This is a genomic window from Pseudomonas oryzihabitans NBRC 102199 (genome assembly GCF_000730625.1).
Taxonomy (GTDB): domain Bacteria; phylum Pseudomonadota; class Gammaproteobacteria; order Pseudomonadales; family Pseudomonadaceae; genus Chryseomonas; species Chryseomonas oryzihabitans.
Genome location: NZ_BBIT01000026.1, coordinates 55,191 through 62,145, shown reverse-complemented (window position 1 = coordinate 62,145; position 6,955 = coordinate 55,191). Strand labels below are relative to the sequence as shown.

The window sequence follows — 6,955 nt, the reverse complement described above, 5'->3', positions numbered from 1 at the left end:
CACTCGAAAGAAACCGCCTCACGGCGGTTTTTTTTCGTCCGCACGAAAGCCAGCCGCCAGAGTCTTTCACAGGAGCCGTCCGGCTACTGTGTTAGATCTGTAGGCCGAGTCCAAGCAAGGGGAGTGGGATGATCGTCGAGTATCTCTACAGCCTGGCCCAGGTGCCTGCCGCCCAGTGGAACGCGCTGCTGGCGGACGACCAGCCCTTTCTGCGCCATGAATTCCTCGCCACCCTGGAAGACAGTGGCAGCCTCGGGCAGGGGACCGGCTGGCAACCGGCGCACCAGATCCTCAAGGATGAACAGGGGCAGCTGCGGGCCGCCATGCCGGCCTATCTCAAGATGCATTCCTATGGCGAATACGTCTTCGACTGGGCCTGGGCCGATGCCTGCCGCCGGGCCGGGATCGACTACTACCCCAAGCTGCTGGCCGCAGTGCCCTTCTCACCGGTACAGGGCGCGCGCCTGCTGGGCGATCCCGCCGCCTGCGCGATCCTGCTGGACGCCACCACCGGCAGCCTGGCCGGCCTGGAGCTCTCCAGCCTGCACGTCAACTTCACAGATCCCAAGGCCGATGCGCTGCTCGAGGATCGGGAGGGCTGGCTGGCGCGGCTTGGCTGCCAGTTCCACTGGCACAACCGCGGCTATGGCGACTACGGCGATTTCCTCGCCGCCCTGACCTCGCGCAAGCGCAAGCAGCTGCGCAAGGAGCGCGACCAGGTCGCGGGCCTGGGGGTGAGCTTCGAATGGCGCCAGGGCGGAGAGTTGAGCGAAGCGGAGTGGGATTTCATCTATGCCTGCTACGCCAACACCTACGAGGTGCGCGGCCAGGATCCCTATCTGACCCGTGCCTTCTTCAGTCTGCTGGCCGAGCGGCTGCCTGCGGCGATCCGGGTGGTGCTGGTCCGCCAGGGCAGCCGGCCGGTGGCCATGGCCTTCTATCTCAAGGACGGCGACACCCTCTATGGCCGCTACTGGGGCTGCCTGCAGGAATTCGATCAGCTGCATTTCGAGACCTGTTTCTACCAGGGGATCGGATACGCCATCGCCGAGGGGCTGCAGCGCTTCGATGCCGGCGCCCAGGGCGAACACAAGCTGATTCGTGGCTTCGAGCCGACCCTGACCCGTTCCTGGCACTACCTGGTGCATCCGGGCCTGAGAGCGGCAGTGGCGGAGTTTCTCGAGCAGGAGCGCGACGGCGTCCAGGCCTATGCGCAGCGGGCTGCCGAGGCCTTGCCCTATCGCCAGGAGGACGGCGCGGCGCCATGCTGAACTATCTCTGGTTCCTGCTGGCCGCGCTGTTCGAGATCGCCGGCTGCTATGCCTTCTGGCTCTGGCTGCGGCTGGATCGCAGTCCCTGGTGGATAGCGCCGGGACTCGCCAGCCTGGTGCTCTTCGCCCTGTTGCTGACCCGTATCGAGGCGGCCTACGCCGGACGCGCCTATGCGGCCTACGGCGGCATCTATGTGGTGGCTTCGCTGGGCTGGCTGGCGCTGGTCGAGCGTACCCGACCGACCTGGACGGATCTGGCTGGTGGTCTGCTCTGTGTGGCCGGGGCCCTGGTGATCCTGCTGGCGCCGCGTGGCAGCGCCTGACAGGCGCGAGAGGCGCTAGTCGTCCAGCAGTTCGGGCGGCACGTCGCGGCGCAGCACCAGCTGGCAGAGGGCGCTGTCCGGATCGAAGAGGATCACGGCTTCGCCGGTTTCCAGGGCGCGGCGCGCACGCTGGGTCCGGGTCGCCAGGGGCGTTTCGTCACCGTTGTCGGTGCCGTCGCGGGTGACGAAGTCTTCCAGCAGGTTGTCGAGGGTGGCGGCAGCGAGCTGGTCGTGGGGGATGATCATCGAGAGGTGCCTGGAAAAAGGCGCCCAGGATACCCCAGGCGCGTTGATCGAACGCTATTTGCTGCCGTCGCCGACGACCTCCTCCAGCGGCGGCAGGTGCGTCTGGTTGTCCATCTGGGTGTCTTCCGGCAGCAACTGGTGACCGAAGCGGTCGAGGGAGCTGTCGGCCGGCTGGGCATCGCTGTCGAACACCGGCGGGCTGAGCATGTAGCCGGTCAGCAGCTGGCTGAGCGCCGCCAGGCTGACGATATGGGTGCGCTCGTAGCCGTGGGTGGCGTCGCAGCCAAAGGCCAGCAGGGCTACCCGCACGTCCTGGCCGGAACTGATCGCCGAATGGGCGTCGCTGTAGTAGTAGCGGAACAGGTCGCGGCGCACCGGGATGTCGTTGCGTTGCGCCAGGCGCAGCAGGTGCCGCGACAGGTGATAGTCGTAGGGGCCGGCGGAATCCTGCATGGCCACGCTGACGCGGTGCTCGTCGGAGCGCTGGCCGGGCGCCACGGGGGCGATGTCGATACCGACGAATTCGCTGACGTCCCAGGGCAGGGCACCGGCGGCGCCCGAGCCCACCTCTTCGGTGATGGTGAACAGCGGGTGGCAGTCGATCGGCGGGGTCTGACCGCTTTCCTTGAGCATCTTCAGGGCGGTGAGCAGGGCGGCGACGCCGGCCTTGTCGTCCAGATGGCGCGAACTGATGTAGCCGCTGTCGGTGAATTCCGGAAGCGGATCGAAGGCGACGAAGTCGCCGATCTGCACGCCCAGCTGCTCGGTCTCGTGGCGACTCTTGGTCACGGCATCAAGGCGCAGCTCGATGTGGTCCCAGGTCACCGGCATCTTGTCGATCTCGGTGTTGAAGGCGTGGCCGGAGGCGAGCAGCGGCAGAACGCTGCCCCTCAGGGTGCCGTCATCGGTGAACAGGCTGACGCGGCTGCCTTCGGCGAAACGGCTGGACCAGTGGCCCACGGCTGCCAGACCCAGGCGGCCGTTGTCCTTGATCTCGCGGACGATGGCGCCAATGGTGTCCAGGTGCGCGGAGACCGCCCGGTCCGGACTCTCCTTGTGGCCCTTGATGGTGGCGCGGATGGTGCCGCGACGGGTCAGCTCGAAGGGGATGTCCAGTTCGTTGAGCCGTTCGGCGACATACATGACGATGGTGTCGGTGAAACCCGTGGGACTGGGGATCGCCAGCATGTCCAGCAGGACCTTGCGCAGGTAATCCAGATCGGGCTCGGGCAAGCGATTCATAGCGGAACCTCCCGGGACAGCGGGAACAGCAGGTCGATGAAGCGTTCGGCGGTGGGACGCGGTTCGTGATTGGCCAGGCCCGGCCGCTCGTTGGCTTCGATGATGACGTAGTCGGGCGCATCGGCGGCGGGCACCAGCAGGTCCATGCCGGTGACCGGGATGTCCAGCGCCCGGGCCGCCTGGACGGCAGCGTCGGCCAGCACCGGATGGAGGCCGTCGGTGACGTCCTCGAGGATGCCGCCGGTGTGCAGATTGGCGGTCTTGCGCACGGCCAGGTGGGTGCCGGTTGGCAGGATGCTGTCCCACTCGTAGCCGGCGCTGCGGATGGCGCGTTCGGTTTCCTCGTCCACCGGGATGCGCGACTCGCCGCCAGTGGCGGCCTGGCGCCGGCGGCTCTGGGCTTCGATCAGGTCCCTGACGCTGTGCTGGCCATCGCCGACGATCTCTGCCGGACGGCGAATGGCGGCGGCCACTACCTCGTGGCCGATGACCACCACCCGCAGGTCGAGACCCTGGTGGAAGCTTTCCAGCAGCACCCGGTCGTCATACCGACGCGCGGCCTGGATGGCCGCGGCGAGGTGCTCGGCGTCGCGGATGTCCACCGCCACGCCCTTGCCCTGTTCGCCGTTGACCGGCTTGACCACCAGAGCGCCGTGTTTCTCCAGGAAGGCGGCGTTGTCGTCGTCGCCGCCCGCCAGTTGCTGTTCCGGCACCCGCAGCCCGGCCCGGGCCAGGGTACGGCTGGTCAGCACCTTGTCGGCGCACAGGGTCATGGTCACCGCGGAGGTGAGGTCGGTCAGGGACTCGCGGCAGCGGATGCGCCGGTTGCCCTGGATCAGGGTGAAGAGACCACCCTCGGCGTCATCCACCTGCACCTCGATGCCGCGCCTCAGGGCTTCGTCGACGATGATGCGCGCATAGGGATTGAGCTCGGCCGCCGGCCCCGGACCGAGGAACAGCGTCTGGTTGATGCCGTTCTTGCATTTGATCGCGAAGGTCTGCAGCGGCCGGAAGCCCAGCTTGTCGTAGAGCCGCTTGGCCTGCAGGTTGTCGTGCAGCACCGACAGGTCGAGAAAGGCCAGGCCGCGACTGGCGTAGTGTTCGATCAGATGGCGCACCAGCGCCTCGCCGACGCCGGGTCTGCTGCAGTCCGGGGAGACCGCCAGGCACCAGAGCGAAGAGCCGCCATCCGGGTCCTGGAAGGCCTTGACGTGATTGAGCCCCATCACCGAGCCGATGATGGCGCCGCTGTCGTCGTCCTCCGCCAGCCAGTACACCGGGCCGCCCTTGTGCCGCGGGGTCAGCCGCTCGGTGTCGACGGGCAGCATGTGGCGCTGCTGGTAGAGGCGGTTGATCTCGCTCCAGTCCTGGGCGGAGCAGGCCCGGCGGATGCGAAAGCCACGATAGATCCGTCGGGCCGGACGATAGTCGCTGAACCAGATCCGCAGGGTGTCGCTGGGGTCGAGAAACAGCTGTTGCGGTGCCTGGGCCAGCACCTGGTGGGGCGCGGCCACATAGAGGGCAATGTCGCGCTCGCCAGGCGTTTCGGTGAGCAGTTCCTTGGCCAGGCTGGCGGGGTCGGGATAGGTATGGCCGATGAGCAGCCGGCCCCAGCCGCAATGCAGGGAGAGCGGCTGGCAGGTCGGCTGGTCGCCTTCCGCCAGGCGCGCCTGCAGCCGTTCGTAGGAGGGCGTCTGGGCGCGCTGGAGGCGCTGGTTGTAGCTGGTCGCTTTCATGGGTGTTCCGCCCTTACAGTCCGTGCTCGCTCAGCCAGAGGTTGAGCGCCGCGAGTTGCCAGAGCTTGGAACCGCGCAGGGGGGTGATGCGGTCGGCCGGATTGGTCAGCAGGCGATCGATCTCGGCGGTCTCGAACAGGCCGCGATCCTGGCTCGGGTCCAGCAGCAGTTCCCGCACCCAGGTCAGGGTGTTGCCTTCCAGGTGCTTGAGGCCCGGCACCGGGAAATAGCCCTTGGGCCGGTCGATGACTTCCTGGGGAATGACCTTGCGCGCTGCCGCCTTGAGCACCTGCTTGCCGCCGTCGCCCAGCTTGAATTCGGCGGGGATGCGTGCCGAGAGTTCGGCCAGGCGATAGTCGAGGAAGGGCACCCGGGCTTCCAGGCCCCAGGCCATGGTCATGTTGTCGACCCGCTTGACCGGGTCGTCCACCAGCATCACGGTGCTGTCCAGGCGCAGGGCCTTGTCGACGCCGGCGCTGGCGCCGGGCTTGGCGAAGTGCTGGCGGACGAAGGTCTCGGCGGCGTCTTCCTCCAGGCGCACGCCGGCCTGCACGGTGGCGGCGTACTGGGCATAGTCGCGATCGAAGAAGGCGGCGCGGTAGGCGGCGAAGGGATCGGCGGCGCCATGCACCTGGGGATACCAGTGGTAGCCGGCGAAGAGTTCGTCCGCGCCCTGGCCGCTCTGCACCACCTTGCAGTGCTTGGAGACCTCCCGCGACAGCAGGTAGAAGGCGATGCAGTCATGGCTCACCATCGGCTCGCTCATGGCCGAGAAGGCGCGCGGCAGCTGCTGGATGATCTCGTCCTCGGCGATGCGCAACTGGTGGTGGCGGGTGCCGTAGTGATTGGCGATCAGGTCGGAATACTGGAATTCGTCGCCGCGCTCGCCGCCGGCATCTTCGAAGCCGATGGAGAAGGTCAGCAGGTCCTTTACCCCCGAATCGTGCAGCAGGCCGACCAGCAGACTGGAATCCACCCCGCCGGAAAGCAGCACCCCCACCTCGCGCGCCGCCCGCTGGCGGATCGCCACGGCGTCCTTGAGGCCATGCAGGACCCGTTCGGCCCAGTCGTCCAGGGTGTAGCGACGCTCGTCTTCGTGGGGACCGTAGTCCAGGGTCCACCAGGTTTCCTGGTGCTGCTGGCCGGAGGCGTCCACAGTCATCCAGGTCGCCGGGGGCAACTTCTGCACGCCCTGCAGGATGGTGCGCGGCGCGGGCACCACGGCATGGAAATTCAGGTAGTGGTTGAGGGCGACCGGATCGATGCGGGTGTCGATGTCACCGGCTTCCAGCAGCGCGGGCAGGCTGGAGGCGAATCTCAGGCGCTTGTCGGTAAAGGACAGGTACAGCGGCTTGATGCCCAGGCGATCCCGGGCGATGAACAGCCGACCGCTGTCGCGCTCCCAGATGGCGAAGGCGAACATGCCATTGAGCTTGGGCAACATGGCCTTGCCCCAGGCGTGATAGGCCTTGAGCAGGATCTCGGTATCGCCGCCGGAGTGGAAGCGGTAACCCTTGGCTTCCAGCTCGCTGCGCAGTTCCGGGTAGTTGTAGATGGCGCCGTTGAACACCATCGACAGCCCCAGCTCGGGCTCGATCATGGGTTGGCCCGAGGCTTCCGCCAGATCCATGATCTTCAGCCGCCGATGGCCCAGGGCGACCGGCCCCTGGCTATGGAAACCCCAGGCGTCGGGGCCGCGCTGTTCGAGGCGGTGGGTGATGCGCTCCACCGCGCTGATGGATGCAGGTTGACGATCGAAACGAAGCTCTCCGGCGATGCCGCACATGGTGCTGTGCCTCTTGAATCCTTGGGATGCGGCGCGGTGAGTTCAGTCCCGAACCCGGCGTGCGCATCCAATGCGTGTGGACTTCTCGCCATCCTTGAGAAGCCAATGCAGGGGCGCTGTGCGGGTGAACAGGGCAGGGGGCGGACAGTTCGTCTGTCTGGCGCCGCGGGCCTGAACGCACGCACCGACCGACAGCGGGTCTCAGAGAGGGTGGGGTACCGCCGGTCAGGGCCTCAGGTTACGAGCCCCGCGCGCGGCGGATGGTTCCATTGCAAAGGCCATGGCTGCCGTCACCGTCACAGGCGAGGCTGCAAAAACGACCTTTATATGTTATAATGTATCTTTAATCGG

6 protein-coding genes are annotated in these 6,955 nt (G+C 67.0%); 2 read left to right on the top strand and 4 right to left on the bottom strand.

Features of this window, described 5'->3' with window-relative positions:
• The first annotated feature begins 128 nt into the window (after window positions 1–128).
• Both POR01S_RS22565 and POR01S_RS22560 read left to right on the top strand, forming a co-directional pair.
• Window positions 129–1,271 (top strand): GNAT family N-acetyltransferase, encoded by a 1,143-nt coding sequence (locus POR01S_RS22565; RefSeq protein ID WP_042138468.1) that lies wholly within the window; start codon window positions 129–131, stop codon window positions 1,269–1,271.
• On the top strand, window positions 1,265–1,594 hold the full coding sequence (locus POR01S_RS22560) for a YnfA family protein (RefSeq protein ID WP_007162734.1): 330 nt from the start codon (window positions 1,265–1,267) through the stop codon (window positions 1,592–1,594). Before POR01S_RS22565 ends, POR01S_RS22560 begins: the two co-directional genes overlap by 7 nt.
• Window positions 1,595–1,609: 15 nt before the next feature.
• On the opposite strand, the gene POR01S_RS22555 is transcribed toward POR01S_RS22560, so the two are convergent.
• The 4 genes from POR01S_RS22555 to POR01S_RS22540 are packed head-to-tail and all read right to left on the bottom strand — an operon-like array spanning window position 1,610 to window position 6,604.
• Window positions 1,610–1,840 (bottom strand): YheU family protein, encoded by a 231-nt coding sequence (locus POR01S_RS22555; protein ID WP_007162735.1) that lies wholly within the window; start codon window positions 1,838–1,840, stop codon window positions 1,610–1,612.
• 54 nt (window positions 1,841–1,894) lie between these two features.
• Window positions 1,895–3,082 (bottom strand): osmoprotectant NAGGN system M42 family peptidase, encoded by a 1,188-nt coding sequence (locus POR01S_RS22550; RefSeq protein WP_027597600.1) that lies wholly within the window; start codon window positions 3,080–3,082, stop codon window positions 1,895–1,897.
• On the bottom strand, window positions 3,079–4,818 hold the full coding sequence (ngg, locus tag POR01S_RS22545) for an N-acetylglutaminylglutamine synthetase (RefSeq protein WP_042138466.1): 1,740 nt from the start codon (window positions 4,816–4,818) through the stop codon (window positions 3,079–3,081). The genes POR01S_RS22550 and ngg overlap by 4 nt, the downstream gene beginning before the upstream one ends.
• Before the next feature lie 13 nt (window positions 4,819–4,831).
• Window positions 4,832–6,604 carry an N-acetylglutaminylglutamine amidotransferase gene (locus tag POR01S_RS22540; protein ID WP_027601310.1) on the bottom strand — a complete coding sequence of 591 codons (1,773 nt, stop codon included), beginning with the start codon at window positions 6,602–6,604 and terminating at the stop codon, window positions 4,832–4,834.
• Between the last annotated feature and the right edge of the window lie 351 nt (window positions 6,605–6,955).

Coding starts and splice junctions, on each gene's coding strand:
- POR01S_RS22565 (WP_042138468.1), top strand. CDS start 129: ATGATCGTCGAGTATCTCTACAGCCTGGCCCAGGTGCCTGCCGCCCAG.
- POR01S_RS22560 (WP_007162734.1), top strand. CDS start 1,265: ATGCTGAACTATCTCTGGTTCCTGCTGGCCGCGCTGTTCGAGATCGCC.
- POR01S_RS22555 (WP_007162735.1), bottom strand. CDS start 1,840: ATGATCATCCCCCACGACCAGCTCGCTGCCGCCACCCTCGACAACCTG.
- POR01S_RS22550 (WP_027597600.1), bottom strand. CDS start 3,082: ATGAATCGCTTGCCCGAGCCCGATCTGGATTACCTGCGCAAGGTCCTG.
- ngg (WP_042138466.1), bottom strand. CDS start 4,818: ATGAAAGCGACCAGCTACAACCAGCGCCTCCAGCGCGCCCAGACGCCC.
- POR01S_RS22540 (WP_027601310.1), bottom strand. CDS start 6,604: ATGTGCGGCATCGCCGGAGAGCTTCGTTTCGATCGTCAACCTGCATCC.